At 64.8% G+C, this 16,604-nt stretch carries 16 protein-coding genes; 12 read left to right on the forward strand and 4 right to left on the reverse strand.

What is annotated here, in order from left to right; all coding sequences use genetic code 11:
* Nucleotides 1-192: 192 nt before the first annotated feature.
* Nucleotides 193-1,158, forward strand: coding sequence for a tRNA dihydrouridine(20/20a) synthase DusA (dusA, locus tag RBR29_RS05560; protein WP_320347988.1), 966 nt, complete (start codon nt 193-195; stop codon nt 1,156-1,158).
* Nucleotides 1,159-1,170: 12 nt separating this feature from the next.
* On the opposite strand, the gene RBR29_RS05565 is transcribed toward dusA, so the two are convergent.
* Complete coding sequence (locus RBR29_RS05565) at nt 1,171-1,632, reverse strand: CBS domain-containing protein (RefSeq protein ID WP_320347973.1); 462 nt, start codon at nt 1,630-1,632, stop codon at nt 1,171-1,173.
* Nucleotides 1,633-1,671: 39 nt separating this feature from the next.
* Entirely contained in the window at nt 1,672-2,967 is a 1,296-nt protein-coding gene (locus tag RBR29_RS05570; protein ID WP_320347974.1) for a YihY family inner membrane protein, read from the reverse strand.
* On the opposite strand from RBR29_RS05570, the gene RBR29_RS05575 reads away from it, so the two are divergent.
* The 3 genes from RBR29_RS05575 (at nt 2,957) to RBR29_RS05585 (ending at nt 5,317) form a co-directional block, all read left to right on the forward strand.
* Nucleotides 2,957-3,322: a DUF2069 domain-containing protein gene (locus RBR29_RS05575; protein ID WP_320347975.1), complete on the forward strand. Its 366-nt coding sequence runs from the start codon at nt 2,957-2,959 to the stop codon at nt 3,320-3,322. The genes RBR29_RS05570 and RBR29_RS05575 overlap by 11 nt on opposite strands.
* On the forward strand, nt 3,315-4,793 hold the full coding sequence (locus RBR29_RS05580; RefSeq protein ID WP_320347976.1) for a protein adenylyltransferase SelO family protein: 1,479 nt from the start codon (nt 3,315-3,317) through the stop codon (nt 4,791-4,793). The genes RBR29_RS05575 and RBR29_RS05580 overlap by 8 nt, the downstream gene beginning before the upstream one ends.
* 68 nt (nt 4,794-4,861) lie before the next feature.
* Nucleotides 4,862-5,317 carry a MerR family transcriptional regulator gene (locus RBR29_RS05585; protein WP_320347977.1) on the forward strand — a complete coding sequence of 152 codons (456 nt, stop codon included), beginning with the start codon at nt 4,862-4,864 and terminating at the stop codon, nt 5,315-5,317.
* Here RBR29_RS05585 and RBR29_RS05590 read toward each other — a convergent pair.
* Nucleotides 5,299-6,117, reverse strand: a complete 819-nt coding sequence (locus RBR29_RS05590; RefSeq protein ID WP_320347978.1) for an EAL domain-containing protein — start codon at nt 6,115-6,117, stop codon at nt 5,299-5,301. The two genes, RBR29_RS05585 and RBR29_RS05590, sit on opposite strands and share 19 nt — an antisense overlap.
* A gap of 232 nt (nt 6,118-6,349) precedes the next feature.
* Between RBR29_RS05590 and RBR29_RS05595 the strand changes: the two genes are divergently transcribed.
* Complete coding sequence (locus RBR29_RS05595) at nt 6,350-6,769, forward strand: MerR family transcriptional regulator (protein WP_320347979.1); 420 nt, start codon at nt 6,350-6,352, stop codon at nt 6,767-6,769.
* On the opposite strand, the gene RBR29_RS05600 is transcribed toward RBR29_RS05595, so the two are convergent.
* The gene (locus RBR29_RS05600) at nt 6,724-8,355 is read right to left on the reverse strand and encodes a methyl-accepting chemotaxis protein (protein ID WP_320347980.1); all 1,632 of its coding nucleotides are present in this window, start codon (nt 8,353-8,355) and stop codon (nt 6,724-6,726) included. The genes RBR29_RS05595 and RBR29_RS05600 overlap by 46 nt on opposite strands.
* Nucleotides 8,356-8,559: 204 nt before the next feature.
* Here RBR29_RS05600 and aroC point away from each other — a divergent pair, with 204 nt between their 5' ends.
* From aroC to RBR29_RS05635, 7 genes are all read left to right on the forward strand, one after another.
* A complete protein-coding gene (gene aroC, locus RBR29_RS05605; RefSeq protein ID WP_320347981.1) occupies nt 8,560-9,618 on the forward strand; it encodes a chorismate synthase in 1,059 nt (352 codons plus the stop codon).
* A gap of 22 nt (nt 9,619-9,640) precedes the next feature.
* Entirely contained in the window at nt 9,641-10,483 is an 843-nt protein-coding gene (locus tag RBR29_RS05610; RefSeq protein ID WP_320347982.1) for a M48 family metallopeptidase, read from the forward strand.
* A gap of 152 nt (nt 10,484-10,635) precedes the next feature.
* Complete coding sequence (gene leuC / locus RBR29_RS05615; RefSeq protein ID WP_320347983.1) at nt 10,636-12,039, forward strand: 3-isopropylmalate dehydratase large subunit; 1,404 nt, start codon at nt 10,636-10,638, stop codon at nt 12,037-12,039.
* 8 nt (nt 12,040-12,047) lie between these two features.
* The gene (gene leuD / locus RBR29_RS05620; protein ID WP_320347984.1) at nt 12,048-12,704 is read left to right on the forward strand and encodes a 3-isopropylmalate dehydratase small subunit; all 657 of its coding nucleotides are present in this window, start codon (nt 12,048-12,050) and stop codon (nt 12,702-12,704) included.
* A 31-nt stretch (nt 12,705-12,735) separates the two neighbouring features.
* Nucleotides 12,736-13,818 (forward strand): 3-isopropylmalate dehydrogenase, encoded by a 1,083-nt coding sequence (gene leuB, locus RBR29_RS05625; RefSeq protein ID WP_320347985.1) that lies wholly within the window; start codon nt 12,736-12,738, stop codon nt 13,816-13,818.
* A gap of 53 nt (nt 13,819-13,871) precedes the next feature.
* Nucleotides 13,872-15,002 (forward strand): aspartate-semialdehyde dehydrogenase, encoded by a 1,131-nt coding sequence (gene asd / locus RBR29_RS05630; protein WP_320347986.1) that lies wholly within the window; start codon nt 13,872-13,874, stop codon nt 15,000-15,002.
* A 193-nt stretch (nt 15,003-15,195) separates the two neighbouring features.
* Entirely contained in the window at nt 15,196-16,593 is a 1,398-nt protein-coding gene (locus RBR29_RS05635; protein ID WP_320347987.1) for a FimV/HubP family polar landmark protein, read from the forward strand.
* Nucleotides 16,594-16,604: the final 11 nt, after the last annotated feature.

Genomic DNA, 16,604 nt, shown 5'->3' on the forward strand with positions numbered 1-16,604 from the left:
GGCCGGGGTTCGGGTCGGGATCAATCAGCCGGGATTTTAGACGAAAAGCCAGCGCTCTCCGGCCAGCGGCGCAAGAGGGCTTGTCGCCTGTGGCGTCCGGCTAAAATGGCGGATTGTTCGAGCGTATCACGTATGTCCCTATCTGCACCTGGTGGGCCTGGCGCCCCCCGTTCTGCGGCGTCCTCCAGCGATCTGGCGCGCACGGCCTGGCGCCTGTGTGTGGCGCCGATGATCGACGTCACGGATCGCTATTGCCGTTACTTTCACCGCCTGCTTGCGCCGCGCGCCCGTCTGTACACCGAAATGGTCACGACGGGGGCCTTGTTGCACGGCGATGCGGGGCGGCACCTGGACTTTGATCCGGCCGAACATCCCGTGGCCCTGCAACTGGGCGGCAGCGAACCGGCGGCCCTGGCGCAATGCGCCCGCTTGGGCGAACGCTGGGGGTATGACGAGATCAACCTGAACTGCGGCTGCCCATCCGAACGGGTCCAGCGCGGGGCTTTCGGGGCCTGCCTGATGGCCGAGCCGCACCTGGTTGCAGAGTGCGTCCGCGCCATGCAGGATGCCGTGTCCGTGCCCGTGACAGTCAAGCATCGCCTGGGCCTGGACTATGACGATTCCTATGGGTTCGTACGCGACTTCGTCGGCTTGCTGCATCAGGCGGGCTGCCGGGTATTCATCGTCCATGCGCGCAACGCGGTTCTGAAGGGCCTGTCGCCCAAGGACAACCGGGAAAAACCCCCTTTGCGCTATGCGGACGCCGAACGCCTGAAGCAGGACTTTCCGGATGCCCTGTTCGTGTTGAACGGCGGGCTGGCGGATGTCGGGGCCTGCCTGGCATGGATGGATCGTCTGGATGGAGTCATGTTGGGCAGGGCGGCCTGGCACCACCCGGACATCCTGGCTGAACTGAACCACCGCATGGCGCCTGAAGATCCGCCATGCGTGCCGGAAGCCGTTCTGGATGCCTGGGTGGACTATGTGACCGCCCAGCATGCGCGGGGCGTCCCGATGCACATTCTGGTGCGCGGCGTGCTGGGCTGGCGCACGGGCCGGCGCGGGGCACGGCAATGGCGGCGCATGCTGTCCGATCCCGCATTGCTGCGGGCCGAAGGCCCTGGCATCCTGCGGCGTGCCTGGCAGGTGCTGGCCTGAATTTTCAGGATTTCAGCGGGCCGGGGGGGTGGACGTATCTGCTGGCCAGTCACGGATATAGGCCTTGAGCATATCGTTTTCGAACTGCTGGGCCTCGACGATGGCGCGCGCCATGTCATAGAACGAGATCACGCCCATCAGGGTGGGCCCGTCCATCACCGGGATGTAGCGGGCGTGCTTGTCGAGCATCAGGCGCTGGACCTCGTCTGCATCGGTGTTGGGTGTGACGCTGACGGGCGCGTCGTCCATGATGCTGCGCACCGTGTAGTCACCGGCCTGGCCGTCATGGGCATTCAGGTGATTGATGATTTCCCGGAAGGTCAGCATGCCGGCAAGCCGACCGTGGTCCATGATGACCAGCGAGCCGATGTCGAGCTGGCTCATGGTGGCGATGGCCTCGCGCACCGGCATGTCGGGCGTCCCGGTGTACAGTGTGTGTCCCTTCACGCGCAGGATTTCATTGACTTTCAGCATGTCGATCCCCAGTGTTGCCGTGATCCGGCTGTTTGTTCATCATTGTGCATCATCATGCCGGTTTCCGGTAGCGTCGATGTTGAAAAGCGCATCCAGGGTGGGAGGACGGCCCAGCAGGGCATGTGACAGGGCTTCGGGCACGCCGGGTTTCAGGCCGGGCTGCGCGCGGTCGATCAGCAAGCGGTCCACCAGCGGGCCGATGTCGGCCTGGGTCGGATCGCAGGCCAGAACCCATTGATCGCCGTCGGCGACCGGTACGGCGTAACCCAGTTCACGCAGGGCGCCGAGCATGTCGCGCAGGGCATCGGGATGGACGCGCAGGTGTTTTTCCAGGTAGCCCAGGCTGTGCCCCGGAGACTTCGCCCCCCGTGATTGCCACAGGACGCGCAGGATGCCCAGGGCATCGACGGCCTGGGCGCCGACCTGGCGTTGCAGCGCCCAGCGATGCAGCCGCAGCGCTGGCAACAGCGAGGCGACCGTGGCGCCCATCAACACCACCAGCCAGGACAGGTAGATCCACAGCAGAAAGATCGGCAGGATGGCAAAGGCCCCGTAGATGACGGTGTAGGATGGAAAACGCGTCAGGTAAGCGGTGAAGCCGGCCTTCATGATGGCCAGCACCGCAGTCGTGCCCAGGCCGCCCAGCGCAGCGTCGCGCCATAGCACGCGGCAGTTGGGCACGAACACGAACAGGGCGGTGAATCCCAGGACCGACATCAGCAAAGGCACCAGATTGAGCAGCAGGCCGATGCCTTCGGGCAGGTCGCCGATGTAGCCCAGGGATTCCCGCGCCAGCACGGAACTGGCCCACAGGCTGGCGCCCATCAGGATCGGCCCCAGGGAAATGATGGCCCAGTACACCAGCAGCCGCTGGCGCATGGGGCGCTGGCGGGCGACGTTCCAGATTTCGTTGAAAGCCTCGTCGATCGTCATGATGAGCATGATCGAGGTCACGACCAGAAAAGCGCCGCCTACTGCCGTCAGCCCGGACGCCTGGGCCGCGAACTGGTTCAGGTAGCGCATGATGGTGTCCGATACCGAAGGCGGCAGCAGGCTTTCGCTGAGAAAGGTTTCCAGGGCCTGGTGGAATTCGGCAAACAGCGGAAATGCCGTGAACAGTGCCAGCACCACGGCCAGCATCGGCACGATCGCCAGCACCGTGGTGAACGTCAGGCTGGATGCCACCCGGGTCAGTTTGCGGTGCGCGGCGAAATCCAGTGTGAAGCGCAGGATGTCCAGCGCACGGTTGCGGCGTTCGGCCAGGGACGGGGCAGGATTTTGCGGTGCTGTCGTCATGAAGCGGCATAATACCAGCATGGAAAGCGTGGAAATCAAATTCAGTCCTGGGTTGCTTCGCCTGGCGTGCATCAGCCTGTTCGGCCTGATCGTCCTGTGCGTGGGTTGGGAGTTGTGGTGGGCGCCGTTGCGCCCCGGGGGCTCGTTACTGGCCTTGAAGGCTGTGCCGCTGCTGTTTGCCGTCAGCGGCGTGCTGCGGCGACGGATCTACACCCTGCAGTGGGTGTCGATGCTGAGCCTGCTCTATCTGATGGAAGGCGTGGTGCGTGCCTGGTCCGATGTTTCACGGGTGTCGGGGGCGTTGGCGGGCCTGGAAATCCTCCTGTCGCTGGGACTGTATCTGGGCGCCATTCTGTATGTGCGGCCGGCCAAACGGGCTGCGCGCCATGGTTGAATCCATCTCCCTGGCCGGGTTGCGCACGGGCTGTTCGTTCGCGACCCTGCCGCGCGGCTTTTACGCCCAGGTGGATCCCCGGCCGTTGCGGGAGCCGCGCCTGCTGCACGCCAATCCCGATGCGGCGGCCCTGATCGGCCTGGATGCTGCTGCGCTGCGCTCGCCCGACTTCCTGGCGCTGTGTGCCGGCAGTGGTCGGCTGGCGGACATCCCGCCCTTGGCCACAGCCTACAGTGGCCATCAGTTCGGCGTCTGGGCCGGACAGCTGGGCGATGGCCGTGCGCATCTGCTGGGCGATGTGCAGACGCCTGCGGGGGTGTGGGAAATCCAGCTCAAGGGCTCGGGCCGCACGCCGTATTCCCGCATGGGCGATGGCTGGGCGGTGTTGCGTTCCAGCGTGCGCGAATATCTGGCCAGCGAGGCCATGGCTGGCCTGGGCATTCCGACGACCCGGGCGCTGGCGCTGGTCGCTTCCAGCGATCCGGTGGTGCGTGAAACCGTCGAAACCGCTGCCGTCGTCACCCGCCTGGCACCCAGCTTCGTGCGGTTCGGCCATTTCGAGCACTGGAGCCATTCGCATCACGAACAACAGGCCCTGCTCGACTACGTGGTCGAACACTGGTATCCCGATTGCCGGGACAGGGTCGGCGGCGAAACGGATCCATCTACCATGGCCTGCCGGATGCTGGCCGCAGTGGCGCGGCGGACGGCGCGCCTGATGGCCCAGTGGCAGCTTGTGGGCTTCTGCCACGGGGTGATGAACACCGACAATATGTCCATCCTGGGGCTGACGCTGGATTATGGCCCGTACGGATTCATGGACGCTTTTCAGGCCGATCACATCTGCAATCACAGCGATACGGCCGGACGTTACGCCTGGAACGCCCAGCCGGCAGTGGCGCGCTGGAATCTGTACCGCCTGGCGGGCAGCCTGCGGGTGCTGGGCTGCGAGGTGCCCGCACTGGAATCCAGCCTGGCGTCCTTCGAGGCGGATTTCCTGGCGGCCTATCGCGACGGTCTGGCGCGCAAGCTGGGCCTGGATGCCTGGCGGGCGGATGATGCCGAACTCGAAGAAGGCTGGTGGGGCCTGCTGCATGCGCAGCGGGCCGATTTCACGCTGGCCTTTCGCCGGCTGGCGGATGTCGACCGGGATGCCGATGCCTGGTTGGCGCTGTTTGCCGATCCTGAGCCGGCCCGGGCCTGGCTGGACCGCTACCGGGTCCGGTTGGCGGAGCAGGGCGGGGACGCCGATGCGCGCCGGATCGCCATGCGTCAGGTCAACCCTGTCTATGTGCTGCGCAATCACCTGGCGCAGCGTGCCATCGAGGCGGCGCAGCAGGGCGATGCCACGGAGATCGATCGCCTGCTGACCGTGTTGCGGGATCCGTACACGGAGCGCCCGGGCTTCGAGTGCTACGCCTGTCCTCCCGCCGCTGGCGAACCGGTGGTGCCGGTGAGCTGTTCGTCCTGATGACCTGGCTCAAGCCAGCTGGATCGGGTGGGCCGTATCATGTGTGTGACTGGCTCCTTGGAGCGACGATGAGTCAGATGGGCATGAAAATCGGCGAACTGGCCCGCCAGGCCGGCGTGGGGATTGAAACGGTCCGTTACTACCAGCAACGCGGTTTGTTGCGCGTGCCGTCTCGTCCATCCGGGGCCTACCGCAATTACATAGCCGACGATGTGGACCGGATCGTCCGGATTCGCCTGTTGCGGACACTGGGGTTCACGCTGGAAGAGATCCGGGCGCTGCTGCAAGGCGAAACCCGGGCCTGCCTGGACGTACGCGAGGCCATCGAGCGGCAGATCCGTGCAACGCGCTGTGTGCTGCAAGACCTGCGCAGACGCTTGGGGCATCTGCAGGATGCGCTGGGCGGTGTGCCTTGCGAACAGAATCGCCGCTCCTGTGGCCTGGCCTGCCTGACAGGCCAGGCGGGCGGGCCTGCTGGACCACAGGGTGGTGCAGGGCCGGATCGTCACGAAGCGAGCGGATAATCCTCGATATACCTGGGCAGGCCGAACAGCCAGCCCTGGGCGCGGTGGATGCCCATGGATCTGAGTGCCTGCGCCTGGGCTTCGGTTTCGACGCCTTCGGTCGTGACTGTCAGCCCAAGGTCCTTGGCTAATCGGGCGAGATGCCGGATGACCAGCCGTGCTGCACCCGATGACTCGATGTGACGGATCAGGCTGTGGTCGATCTTGATGCCATCCAGCGGCAGTTCGATCAAGGACTTGAAATTGGCATAGCCGACGCCAAAATCATCCAGGTGGATCTGGATGCCGAGTGCGTGGATGGCCTGCAGGACCGGCTTGCAGCGCCCAGGTGCCAGCAGGGCGCGTTCAGTCAATTCGACGCTCAGTGCCATGCCGCCGCCCAGGCTTTCGGCCAGTTCAGTCAGCAAGGCAACGGTTTCCATGGACTCGGCGTCTGCGGCCGACAGATTGATCGACAACCGCGCCCCGGCGGGCAGGCGGCACAGGGCCCAGTCTTTGGCTGCCAGATGGCAGACGCACCGTGTGATGTCGCGGATGAGGCCGCCGTGTTCGGCCATCGGGATGAAGACGTCCGGCCCGATGCCTGCCTGGGGCCAGCGCAGCAGCGCCTCAAGTCCGATCGGCTTGCGGCTGCGCAGATCGATGATGGGTTGGTAGGCCAGGCGGAATTCCTGATTCTCCAGCGCGTGTCTCAGGGAAGCCAGGGGGCCGTGCGCGTTCCGGCCGATGTCCAGTATCTGGTTGATCTGCGCTGCGGGCGACAAGCTTTCCGCCTGGTTTCCTTGTGTGGTTTCTGCCATGCGGCGCGTCTTCGGGGCTGTGTTTCTGGTCAACTGTGTTTCTGGTCAACTGTGTTTCTGGTCAAATGATTTTGTTTACGGATAACATAGTCGTTAGCAAGTGTGACCATGGTTTTGTGATCGACCTGCATACCTGGCGTGCTGGTCCGAAGCCTTCATGAGTTCCTGATTGCCGTGGGCAATCTAACGTCCGTACCTGGGTACGGAATCAAGGAATTCATGAGGTGATGCATTGAACATCAGTCGTGCCGCAAAGCAGGCAGGCGTGAGCGTGGAGACCATTCGCTATTACCAGCGGCGTGGTCTGGTCGCCGTGCCGGAAAGAATCCTGGGGGCCCATCGGCGCTATTCCCAGGACATCGTCGAACGGATCTGCTTCATCAAGCGGGCCCAGGCCTGGGGGTTTTCCCTGGACGAAATCGCAGTGCTGTGCAAGCCGATTTCGGAAGTCAGCTGCGCCCAGGTCCAGGATCTCGTCCAGGAAAAAATCCGCTCTCTGCATACCCTGATCCAGGGGCTGGGCAAGACGGTCCAGGGCCTGGAATCCATTCTGTCCCAATGCCAGCGACAGAGAGATTGCGCGTCATGCCCATTGCGGGGAGGCCATCAGGCCCCCTGCAAGCCGGACAGCGCAACCATGGCGCCTTCCTGAAGCGCTGCAGGTCCCATGTCTTTTTCGGTGCGGAACTGACGTACGACGCCCAGCAGTTGGCGGGCCTGTTCGCTGAGGCTGGCTGCGGCGGCGGCCGATTCTTCGACCAGCGCGGCGTTTTGCTGCGTGATGTCGTTGAGCTGGCCGACAGCGGCATTGATCTGGCTCAGCCCGGAGGTCTGTTCGGCTGTGGCGGCGTCCACTGAATCGATCAGTTCGGCGACCTGCCGGATCTTGTCCACCAGCGAGCGGATTTCCGTGCCTGCCTGTTCGATGGCCTGGGCGCCGGCATCGGTGCGTTCCGCGCTTTTGGTGATCAGCGCCGTGATTTCACGGGCTGCTTGTGCGCTTTTCTGGGCCAGGGCGCGGACTTCGCCCGCCACGACGGCGAAGCCCCGGCCCTGTTCGCCCGCCCGGGCGGCCTCGACGGCGGCATTCAGCGCCAGGATGTTGGTCTGGAAGGCGATGCTGTCGATGACCTGCACGATGCCGGCCACCTCGTGCGAGACTTCCTGGATGCCCTGCATGGTCTGGACGATGGATTCGATGCGCTGACCACCTTGTTCTGCAGCCTGGCTGGCATCCGACGAAAACTGGGCCGCCTGGCGCATGGCCTGCGCCGTCGCGGCCACGGTGCTCGACAGCTGGTCCATGGCGGCGGCGGTTTCGGTGATGTCGGCGGCCTGCTGTTCCGTGCGCTGGGCCAGATCGGTGTTGCCCAGTCGGATCTGCTCTGACCCGCTGGCAATGTGGTCGCTGCCTGTTCTGACGGTGCCGACGATGCTGCGCAGCGAGGTTTGCATGTGCTGCATGGCCTGCATCACGCTGCCGGCGCTCGCGCGGGAGGTGTCGATCGGGGTGCCCAGCTGGCCTTCGGCGACGTCTCTGGCGACTTGCGCCACGTCTTCGGGTTCGCCGCCCAGCGCGCGGGACAGGCTGCGGGTGAGGGTCAGGCCGATCAGCAGGCCCAGCAGCACGCCGCCTGCCGTCAGGCCTGTGATGAGCCAGATCATGCGGGTATAGATTGCGGCGGTGTCCTGGCTCAGGGCTTCGGCCTGGTCCAGGCGATGCTGGATGAGGCGTGCCATCAGCGCATCCAGGCGATTGGCGGTGGGGACGACCTGGTTGTACAGGATGCCGACGGATTTCCGGGCCTGCTGGAGCGGTTCCGTGGGCAGGATGCTGGCGACCTGCATGATGTATTTTCGATATTCGCGGGATGCGGCCTGGGCCTCTTTCAGCAAACCGGATTCTTCGGGTGTCGTGAACGCGCGCGCGGCGCGTTGCAGGTTGGCGTCCAGATTGTCCAGGTGCCGCTGGACGGCCTGCAGCTGGGCATCCCGGATTTCAGCCGTGGGGGCCAGTGCGGCGATGCGGATGGCGCGTGCGTTCATCAGGAGTTGCTGATTGGCCTGTGCGGTGTCCCGCAGGCCGACAGTGTCGCGGTGATACATGGTCTCGGCCATGCGGTTGACTGATCGGGTGGCGTACAGGCCGATCGCGCCGATCAGGGCGGCAATGCCGCTGACGATGAGAAAGCCGCTGATGAGCCGGGTGGAAACGCGCATGGAGCGAAACTTGGTCATGATGGGTCCTTTTTGTCTCGTGTGTGTATCGTTCTGGGAAAGGGCCATTCGCCTGCAGTCTAGGGTCTGTACCGGACTACGGAGTCAAGGGGCTTGCCAGACGGCCCATCGATGGCAAAGATGCGATAATCGGCCGTGCGTGCTCCTGCGCACGCGTTCCTTCTGCCCTGGCCCTTGACGGGGCCCTCACGAGAATCTCCATCCATGTCCGGAAATACGCTCGGCCACCTGTTTCGTGTCACCAATTTCGGCGAATCCCATGGCCCGGCCATTGGTGCCGTCATCGATGGCTGCCCGCCGGGCATGGCCCTGTCCGAGGCGGACATCCAGGCCGAACTCGACCGGCGCAGGCCGGGCACTTCGCGTCACGTGACCCAGCGCCGCGAACCGGACACGGTGGAAATCCTGTCGGGCGTGTTCGAAGGGGTGACCACCGGCACGCCCATTGGCCTGCTGATCCGGAACACCGATGCGCGCAGCAAGGACTACAGCAATATTGCCGATACCTTCCGTCCCGGTCATGCCGACTATGCCTACTGGAAAAAATATGGTGTGCGCGACCCCCGTGGCGGAGGACGTTCCTCGGCGCGCCTGACCGCACCCACGGTGGCGGCTGGCGCGGTGGCGCGCAAATGGCTGCTGCAGGAATACGGTGTGCGCATCCGCGGCTACATGAGTCAGCTCGGGCCGATCCCGATCCCGTTCGAATCCTGGGACGCCGTTGCGCAAAATCCCTTCTACGCGCCCAATGCTGGCATCGTGCCGGAACTCGAGGATTTCATGGACCGCCTGCGCCATGATGGCGATTCCATTGGCGCCCGCATCGAGGTCACTGCCGAAGGCCTGCCCGCAGGCTGGGGGGAACCCATCTATGATCGCCTGGACGCGGACATCGCCCATGCCATGATGGGTCTGAATGCCGTCAAGGGGGTGGCGATCGGCTCGGGCTTCGATTGCGTGTCCATGCGCGGCTCCGAACATGGCGACGAACTTGGCCCCGACGGTTTCATGGGCAATCATGCCGGGGGCGTGCTGGGGGGGATTTCTTCCGGCCAGCCGCTGCGCGTGTCGCTTGCGGTCAAACCCACGTCCAGCATCCGCATCGAACGCCGTTCCGTGAACCGGGCCAACGAGCCGGTCATGGTGCAGACGCTGGGTCGCCACGATCCTTGTGTGGCGATCCGCGCCACACCCATTGCCGAGGCGCTGCTGGCCATCGTGCTGATGGATCATGCGCTGCGTCATCGGGGCCAGTGCGGCTGAACGATGCCATTCCGGGGTCATCATGAAACACACGAATACACGAGGGGTGCTGCGCGGGATCTCGCGTCCGGCGGTCGGGGTGGGGGTTGCGGTACTGTTGGCCGCCTGCGCCCAGGTGCAGACGACCCAGTCGGGGCTGGTGGGGGTGAACCGCACCCAGACCATGTCCACGCTGGTGTCCGAGGCCGAACTGAATCGCGAGGCGGCAGACCAGTATCGCCAGATTCTGGCCAAGGCCAGGGCCCAGGGTACCCTGGATAATTCGGCGGCGCAGACGAAACGGGTTCAAGCCATATCCCGCAGGCTCATCGCCCAGGTCGGCACGTTCCGGCCGGATGCGCGTCATTGGGCCTGGGAAATCCATGTGCTGAAATCGCCCGAGATCAATGCCTGGTGCATGCCGGGCGGCAAGATCGCGGTCTATACCGGCCTGCTGGAAAAAATCCAGCCGACGGATGCCGAACTGGCGGCAGTGCTGGGGCACGAAATCTCGCATGCCCTGCGCGAACACGCGCGCGAACAAGTCTCGCGCCAGATGGCCACCGGCATCGGCCTGTCGGTCCTGTCAGCCATCACCGGCAGCCAGGCCGTGGCCGATCTGGGTTCGTCGCTGACGCAGGTCATGTTCACCTTGCCCCACAGCCGATCCAATGAAACCGAAGCCGACCGCATGGGGGTGGAACTGGCCGCCCGGGCGGGTTACGATCCCCGCGCCGCCATCACCTTGTGGCAGAAAATGGAACGTGCCGGGGGCCAGGCGCCACCGGAAATCCTGTCCACCCATCCGTCATCGCAAAGCCGGATCGCAGACCTGCGACAGGCTTCCGACATCGTGCTTCCCCTGTATCAGGGGAAGACCCGCTAGGGCCTGTTCACCCTGATCAATCTGGTACCAGTTATCGCTGATACCAGGATAAGCGTTGGCCTTGTTCGAAAAAGTCACACTGGCATAATGAATTCAACACCTGCGCGCAGCGCGCGCAAGGCATTCATTGTTCGATTTCAGAGACCACGATCATGCCCCAAACCCTGTACGACAAACTCTGGGACGCCCATGTGGTGCACCAGGGGCCGGACGGCACCTGTCTGCTGTACATTGACCGCCATCTCGTCCACGAGGTCACCAGCCCGCAGGCCTTCGAAGGCCTGGAACTGGCTGGCCGCAAACCCTGGCGTGTTTCCGCCAATCTGGCCGTGGCCGACCACAACGTGCCTACGACGGCCCGCAGCGAGGGCATCCAGGACCCGGTATCGCGCCTGCAGGTCGAAACCCTGGACCGGAACTGCGAAATCCATGGCATCACCGAATTCCGCATGAATGATCGCCGCCAGGGGATCGTCCATGTGATCGGGCCGGAACAGGGCGCGACCCTGCCGGGCATGACCGTGGTCTGCGGTGATTCACATACCAGCACGCACGGCGCCATGGGGGCGCTGGCCTTTGGTATCGGGACTTCCGAGGTCGAGCACGTGCTGGCCACGCAGACGCTGCTGATGAAAAAGAGCCGCAGCATGCTGGTGCGGGTCGAAGGCAAGCTGCCCTTTGGCTGCACGGCCAAGGATCTGGTGCTCTACGTGATCGGCCAGATCGGCACGGCAGGCGGCACCGGCTATGCGATCGAATTCGGCGGCAGCACGGTGCGGGCGCTTTCCATGGAAGGGCGCATGACGGTCTGCAATATGGCCATCGAGGCCGGCGCCCGGTCAGGCATAGTGGCCGTGGACCAGACCACGATCGACTATTTCAAGGGCCGGCCCTACGCGCCCGAGGGCGAGGATTGGGATCGGGCCGTGGCGTACTGGCACACCCTGCATTCCGATCCGGGTGCGGTCTTTGACCGTGTAGTCGAGATCGATGCCGCGCAGATCGCGCCTCAGGTCAGCTGGGGAACCTCGCCCGAAATGGTCGTGCCGATCGATGCCCGGGTGCCCGACCCGGACAAGGAAAAGGACGATGTCCGCCGCAGCGGCATGGAGCGCGCATTGCAGTACATGGGGCTCGAGCCCAATATGCCCATGACCGATATCCGCGTGGATCGTGTGTTCATCGGGTCCTGCACCAATGCCCGCATCGAGGACCTGCGCGCTGCTGCCGCAGTCGCCAAGGGCCGCCGGGTGGCTGCCAATGTGCGTCAGGCCATGGTCGTGCCGGGTTCGGGACTGGTCAAGGCCCAGGCCGAGCGCGAAGGCCTGGACCAGATCTTTCTGGCCGCCGGATTCGAATGGCGCGAGCCGGGCTGTTCGATGTGCCTGGCCATGAACGCCGACCGGCTGGAACCGGGCGAACGCTGCGCCTCGACCTCGAATCGCAATTTCGAGGGCCGTCAGGGGCAGGGGGGGCGCACCCATCTCGTCAGTCCCGCCATGGCCGCCGCTGCCGCGGTGGCCGGTCATTTCGTCGATATTCGCCGCCTGGGCTAGGAGTCGTCATGCAAGCCTTCACTACGCACAAGGGCCTGGTGGCCCCCCTGGACCGGGAAAACGTCGACACCGACCTGATCATCCCCAAGCAGTTCCTCAAATCCATCAAGCGCACCGGCTTCGGGCCGAACCTGTTCGATGAACTGCGCTATCTGGATCACGGCGAGCCCGGCATGGACAACAGCCGGCGCCCACTGAACCCGGATTTCGTACTCAACCAGCCGCGCTACCAAGGCGCCTCGATCCTGCTGGCACGCAAGAACTTCGGCTGCGGATCCAGCCGGGAGCACGCCCCCTGGGCCCTGCAGCAGTATGGTTTTCGCGCCATCATCGCGCCATCGTTTGCGGACATCTTCTTCAACAACAGCTTCAAGAACGGCCTGTTGCCCATCGTGCTGCCGGATTCCCAGGTGGCGCGCCTGTTCGACGAGGTCAAGGCCTTTCCCGGCTATGCCCTGACCATCGATCTGGAACGCCAGCGCGTGGTCACGGCCAGCGGCGAAGAACTGTCTTTCGAGGTCGATGCCTATCGCAAGGAATCGCTGCTCAAGGGACTGGACGAAATCGGCCAGACGCTGCTGCGCGCAGACATGATCCGCGCCTTCGAGGCCGACCGTCTGGCCCGTCATCCCTGGCTGGTTCGTCAGAATCCCGGCGACCGCTGATCTTTTCATTGTCTCTTCAACGGAATTGTTCATGACATCTCGCATCGCAGTCCTGCCGGGTGACGGCATCGGCCCGGAAATCATCGAGCAGGCGGTGCGCGTGCTGCGCGCGCCGGCCTTGGGGCTGGACCTGGAACTGTCCGAAGCGCCGGTGGGCGGCGCTGCCTATGCCGCCCAGGGCCATCCCCTGCCCGAAGGCACGCTGGCTTTGGCCAAACAGTCCGATGCCGTGCTGTTCGGCGCCGTGGGCGACTGGAAATACGACAAACTGGAACGCGCCCTGCGCCCAGAACAGGCTGTGCTGGGCCTGCGCAAGGCCCTGGGCCTGTTTGCCAATCTGCGCCCGGCGATCCTGTACCCGGAATTGGCCAACGCCTCGTCGCTCAAGCCCGAAATCGTGGCGGGCCTGGATATCCTGATCGTGCGCGAATTGACGGGCGATATCTACTTTGGTCAGCCGCGCGGCGTGCGCACGCTGGAGGACGGCCCATTCGCGGGCGAACGCCAGGGCTACGACACGATGCACTACGCTGAATCCGAAATCCGCCGGATCGCCCATGTGGCCTTCCAGGCCGCCGCGCAGCGCCAGGGTCGGCTGTGCAGCGTGGACAAGGCCAATGTGCTGGAAACCTCTCAGTTCTGGCGCGACATCATGATCGACGTGGCCCGCGAATATCCCAAGGTCGAACTCTCCCACATGTACGTGGACAATGCTGCCATGCAACTGGTGCGCGAACCCAAGGCATTCGACGTGGTGGTGACCGGCAATCTGTTCGGCGACATCCTGTCGGACGAGGCCGCGATGCTGACGGGTTCCATCGGCATGCTGCCCTCTGCATCGCTGAATGCCAGCCGCCAGGGCTTGTACGAGCCCAGCCACGGCTCGGCGCCGGACATCGCCGGACAGAACATTGCCAACCCCCTGGCGACCATCCTGTCGGCCGCCATGATGCTGCGCTATTCCCTGGACGCGGCCCCGGCCGCCGAGCGGATCGAGGCCGCAGTGCAAGCGGTACTGGCTCGGGGCCTGCGTACGGCGGACATCCACGAGGCCGGCACCACACGGGTTTCGACCTCGGAAATGGGTGATGCCGTGCTGATGGCATTAAACTGAGGCATTACACTAAACGTTCATATATCCACTTTCAAGGTTCAGGCAGGAATTCTATGGCTCAGGCAGTCGGTTTGGTCGGTTGGCGCGGGATGGTCGGTTCGGTGCTCATGCAGCGCATGCGCGACGAAAAGGACTTCGATCTGTTCGAACCGGTCTTCTTTTCCACCAGCAATGCGGGTGGGGCGGCGCCGTCGTGGGCGGCGGGTGCAGGCCCTTTGCAGGATGCCCACGATATCGACGCTCTGCGCAAGCTGCCGATCATCGTCACCGCTCAGGGCGGGGATTACACCTCCAGCGTCTATCCGAAACTGCGTGCCGCTGGCTGGACCGGCCTGTGGATCGACGCGGCCAGCACCCTGCGCATGAAAGACGATGCCATCATCGTCCTGGATCCGGTCAATCGTCCGGTGATCGATGCCGCCCTGCAGCGCGGCGTGCGTGATTTCATTGGGGGCAACTGCACGGTCAGCTGCATGCTGATGGGCCTGGCCGGCCTGTTCAAGGCCGACATGGTCGAATGGATGAGCTCCATGACCTATCAGGCGGCTTCGGGCGGCGGCGCGCGCCACATGCGCGAACTGCTGACCCAGTTCGGATTGCTCAACCAGGCGGTGGGCGCGCAGCTTGCCGATCCGGCCTCGGCCATTCTCGACATCGACCGGGGCGTGTTGCAGGCGCAGCAGAATCCCGATCTGCCCCAGGAAAATTTCGGGGTCCCCCTGGGCGGCAGCCTGATCCCCTGGATCGACAAGGATCTGGGTAACGGCATGTCGCGCGAGGAATGGAAAGGCGGCGCCGAAACCAACAAGATTCTCGGGCGCGGCCCAGGCTTCGGTACCGACCCGGTCCCGGTCGATGGCCTGTGCGTGCGGATCGGCGCCATGCGTTGCCACAGCCAGGCGCTGACCATCAAATTGCGGCGCGACATCCCCCTGGACGAAATCAACGATGCCGTGCGCACCGGCACTCAATGGTCCCGTCTGGTGTCCAACGATCGCGAGTCCTCCATGCGGGACCTGACCCCCGTCGCCGTGACCGGCACGCTGAACATTCCTGTGGGGCGCTTGCGCAAGATGTCGATGGGGCCTCAGTATCTCAGCGCCTTCACGGTCGGCGATCAGTTGCTGTGGGGGGCCGCAGAACCCCTGCGCCGCATGCTGCGCATTGCCCTGGGTGAACTCTGAGCGAAAACACATGGAAAAAAATCCCCGCCTCATGTCTTCGATTTGCCTTTGCAGTCCTGCCCGCAGGGCCAGGCCTGCTTCCAGGCGCATCCGCCGGGCCGCTGGCGTTCTGGCGCTGGCTTTTCTGACGGGTGGGGCCGTTCAGGCCGCGACTTTCGGTCACGCGCGCCTGGCTTCAGGGGCGGGTGAGCCCTTGTTGATCCTGGTCCCGGTCTCTGGCCTGACGGACGCCGATCTGCAGGCGCTGTCGGCCCGGCCCGCACCGGCTGCCGACTGGGCCCAGGCAGGCTTGACGCCCCCGGTTCCGCTCGACAGTCTGTCCGTTTCCGTGGATACCGCCGCCCAGCCGGATGGGCGCCGCGTGCTGCGAATTGGTTCGGGGCAGGCTTTTACCGGAAATCTGGCCGATCTGCTGCTGGACGTGCGCACGGCCACGGGCGAACAGCGCTATCAGGTGTCTTTGATCGCATCGGGTCCCGCACGCACAGCGGCGGCTTCCGGCCCGGTCCAGGCAGCCGGGCAGGGGGCTTCGGCCGCCGCCGTGAGGGCAGCCGCGCCCCATGCCAGTACCCGGCGGGTGCCGGCTGGTGCGATCGCCGTGCGGCGGGGCGATACGATGTTTGCCATCAGCCGCCGCCATGCGGTCGATGGGGTATCCATCTACCAGTTGATGATGGCCTTGCAGCGTGCCAATCCGCAGGCGTTCATCCGGGGCAACGTCAATCTGGTGCGTGCCGGCGCATCGCTGGCCGTGCCTGACATCAACGAGATGCTGTCGATCTCCGATGCCGAGGCTCGCCGCCAGTTCCAGGACCAGGCGGTGGCTTTCGCGCAGATGCGTGGACGGCTGGCGAGTGGAGCCGCGTCAGCAAGTGCCGGACAGGCTGCGGCGGGAACGGTTTCGTCCGCTGAATCACGAGCGGACGCCCGACCTGCCGGTGCGGCGGGTGATCGCTTGCGCCTGAGCGAGTCCAGCCAGCAGAACGGCACCGATGCGGCTGCCGACGCCCGCACGGCACGCGGGCATGCCCTGAAAGACGCCGAAACCCGGGTCAGTCAGCTGCAGGACAACGTTGAGCATTTGAATCAGGCGCTGCAATCCCAGGGCAAGGCCGCGAGCAATGCCGTTGCCCAGGGTGCCGAGGCCATTGGGCATTCGATCCAGGAAATCGCCAGTGCGATCAGCGAGGCCAGCCAGGACGCCGCCGCCCAGGCCGCTGAGGCCTCGTCTGCGGACGGGGCGCCTGCTGGCGCAGCGGGTGCCCTTGGTGCGGGGGCGGGCCCGGCCAGCAACGGCCCCGGAAGCCTTGCTGCGCCCACTGCCAGCGCCGCCAGCCCGGCAGTCCAGGAGGCCGAACTGCAGCCATCCGAGCATGCCCAGGATCGAGCATCCTGGCTGCAGGACCATCTGCTGGGGGTGATGACGGGTCTGCTGGCCCTGATCGTGTTCATCATTGCCTGGCTGCTGAGACGGGCCAATGCCGCCCGGGACGAAGCGCTTCCGCAGGTGACGGAATCCATGGTGCGCGAACGGCTGCAGGACATCGATCTGAACCTCGATTCGGCCGAATCACGCCCGCCGCAGTCTTGATCGATCAGGCG

The organism is Castellaniella sp., from assembly GCF_034007085.1.
Classification (GTDB): domain Bacteria; phylum Pseudomonadota; class Gammaproteobacteria; order Burkholderiales; family Burkholderiaceae_B; genus Castellaniella.